The organism is Aquabacter albus, from assembly GCF_040049275.1.
In the GTDB taxonomy this organism is placed as follows: domain Bacteria; phylum Pseudomonadota; class Alphaproteobacteria; order Rhizobiales; family Xanthobacteraceae; genus Aquabacter.
The window spans coordinates 1-2,552 of the sequence record NZ_JBDZDT010000032.1 but is presented as its reverse complement, the minus strand read 5'-3'; the positions used below and the strand labels follow the sequence as shown (position 1 = coordinate 2,552).

3 protein-coding genes are annotated in these 2,552 nt (G+C 68.4%); all 3 read left to right on the top strand.

Annotated features, from left to right (window positions below; all coding sequences use genetic code 11):
- The first annotated feature begins 77 nt into the window (after positions 1 to 77).
- Genes tnpA through tnpC form a run of 3 tightly spaced genes read left to right on the top strand, consistent with a single transcriptional unit; the run spans position 78 to position 2,491 of the window.
- On the top strand, positions 78 to 476 hold the full coding sequence (gene tnpA / locus ABLE91_RS28855; protein ID WP_348936000.1) for an IS66-like element accessory protein TnpA: 399 nt from the start codon (positions 78 to 80) through the stop codon (positions 474 to 476).
- Positions 473 to 820, top strand: coding sequence for an IS66 family insertion sequence element accessory protein TnpB (gene tnpB / locus ABLE91_RS28850; RefSeq protein WP_282643112.1), 348 nt, complete (start codon positions 473 to 475; stop codon positions 818 to 820). Before tnpA ends, tnpB begins: the two co-directional genes overlap by 4 nt.
- 45 nt (positions 821 to 865) lie before the next feature.
- Positions 866 to 2,491 carry an IS66 family transposase gene (gene tnpC, locus ABLE91_RS28845; RefSeq protein WP_510182015.1) on the top strand — a complete coding sequence of 542 codons (1,626 nt, stop codon included), beginning with the start codon at positions 866 to 868 and terminating at the stop codon, positions 2,489 to 2,491.
- Positions 2,492 to 2,552: the final 61 nt, after the last annotated feature.

Here is a 2,552-nt window from a genome sequence, read left to right as displayed (position 1 = left end):
GTACCCCTCCGGCGCGGGCCGCCTTGCGGGTTGAGGCGCTGACGTGAAGTCCTAGGGATAATCCTAGGAGTAGTCATTTGACCCTGTCGCGAGTGGAGGTGATCACCTCGGTGGAGCGCCGGCGGCGCTGGCCGCGGGCCGAGAAGGAACGGCTGGTAGCTCTGGCGCTGGAGCCCGGGGCTTCGGCCTCCGAGGTTGCCCGAGCGGCCGGGCTGCACGTGAGCCAGCTTTTCCGCTGGCGCAAGCAATTGTGCGAACGCATCGCACCTGCGCCACCGGCCTTCCTGCCGGTGACGGTCGAGCCAGCAGCGGAGGAGCCCGCGTCACCCCCGGACGAACCATCCCCGCGTAAGCGCAGGGCCCGTCGCGAGAGCCGCATCGAGATTGAACTGGCTTCGGGCGACCGGCTGCGGCTGGAAGGCGAGGTGGATGGCCGGACGCTGCGCGAAGCGATCGCCGCCTTGAGGGCGCGATGATCCCTGTCCCGGTTGGCGTGAAGGTGTGGCTGGCGACAGGCCACACGGACATGCGCAAGGGCTTCGCCTCTCTGGCGCTGCAGGTGCAGGAGGTCCTGAGGCGCGACCCGCTCGGCGGCCATATCTTCTGTTTCCGCGGGCGGCGCGGCGACCTCGTCAAGATCATCTGGCACGACGGGCAGGCGGCGAACCTGTACGTGCGTCGACTGGAGCGCGGCCGCTTCCTCTGGCCCTCGCCGGCGGATGGGGTGGTGGCGATCTCGCCGGCGCAGATGGGCTATCTTCTCTCCGGGATCGACTGGCGCAACCCGGTGGAGGCTTGGCGTCCGACCTCGGTCGGTTGACGTTTTTGCCTTGCGTTTGCAATGGGCTGTGATTCCATCCCTCCCATGAGCACGCCCGCCGCATCGCCTTCGCTGCCCGCCGATCTGGCGGCGGCGCATGCGATGATCCTGGCCGAACGCGCCAGGCGGATCGAGGCCGAGGCCGCAGCTTCCTCCGTCGAGGCCGTCATCGCCCACCTCAAGCTGACCATCGAGAAGCTCCGGCGCGAGCTTTACGGCCAGCGCTCCGAGCGCACGGCGCGGCTTATCGACCAGATGGAGCTCCAGCTCGAGGAGCTGGAGGCCAGGGCGAGCGAGGACGAGATCGCGGCGCGGGAGAGTGCGCGCCTAGCATCTCTGCCGGCGCCCGCTCCACGCCGGAGACCCGTGCGCAAGCCCTTCCCTGAGCACCTGCCGCGGGAGCGCGTCGTCGTGCCGGCGCCGACCAACTGTCCCTGCTGCGGCTCGATGAAGCTGTCGAAGCTCGGAGAGGACGTCACCGAAACTCTGGAGATCGTCCCGCGCTCCTGGAAGGTGATCCAAACGGTCCGCGAGAGGTTCACCTGCCGCCAATGCGAGGCTATCACTCAGCCGCCAGCGCCTTTCCATGTGACGCCGCGCGGCTTCATGGGGCCAAACCTGCTAGCGACAATCCTGTTCGAGAAGTTCGGGCAGCATCAGCCGTTAAACCGCCAGAGCGAGAGATACGCTCGCGAAGGTATCGATCTCTCCGTCTCGACGCTGGCCGATCAGGTCGGTGCGGTGACCGCGGCGCTGAAGCCGCTGCATGAGCTGATCGCCGGGCACGTCATGGCGGCGCAGCGACTGCACGCCGACGACACCACGATGCCGATCCTGGCCAAGGGCAAGACCGACACGGGCCGGATCTGGACCTATGTGCGCGACGATCGTCCCTTCGGCGGCGCCGATCCGCCGGCGGCCCTCTACTTTGCCTCGCGCGACAGACGGCAGGAGCATCCGGACGTGCACCTCGCGGGCTGGCGGGGCATCCTTCAGGCCGATGCCTATGGCGGTTACAACGGACTGTATGATCCCACGCGTCCGGCCGGGCCGGTCACATCCGCGCTGTGCTGGTCACACGCCCGCCGCGGCTTCTTCGAACTTGCCGACCTGGCCGGGAAGGCCCGGCGCGGATCGAACGCCGTGCCCGTCTCGCCGATCGCGCTGGAGGCAGTCAGGCGTATCGACCTCCTCTTCGCCATCGAGCGCGAGATCAATGGCCTTTGCACCGCGGAGCGCCAGCGTGTCCGCCAGGAGCGCAGCAAGCCTGTGGTCAACGAGCTTCAATGCTGGCTCGGCGAGCAGCGGGGCGGGCTCTCTCGCGCGTCCTCGGTCGCCAAGCCCATCGACTACCTGCTCAAGCGCTTCGACCGCTTCTCGGCCTTCCTCGACGATGGGCGCATCTGTCTGTCGAACAACGCCGCCGAGCGCGCCCTGCGCGGCTTCGCCTTGGGGCGCAAAGCCTGGCTCTTCGCCGGTTCTGATCGCGGCGCCGAGCGAGCCGCCGCCATGGCGACGCTGATCCAGACGGCAAAGCTCAACGATGTCGACCCCCAGGCTTGGCTTGCCGACACGCTCGCCCGCATCGCCGCCATGCCACAAAGCCGGCTCCGCGAGCTGCTGCCGTGGAACTGGTGCCGAGGCCACGCCGATCCTCGCCAAGCCTCCTGAGCGAGGATAGCCAGGAGCCCTCGCTCATCCCCTCAGCCTGCGGCCCAGGCCGGACGCTTAC

Coding starts and splice junctions, on each gene's coding strand:
- tnpB (WP_282643112.1), top strand. CDS start 473: ATGATCCCTGTCCCGGTTGGCGTGAAGGTGTGGCTGGCGACAGGCCAC.
- tnpC (WP_510182015.1), top strand. CDS start 866: ATGAGCACGCCCGCCGCATCGCCTTCGCTGCCCGCCGATCTGGCGGCG.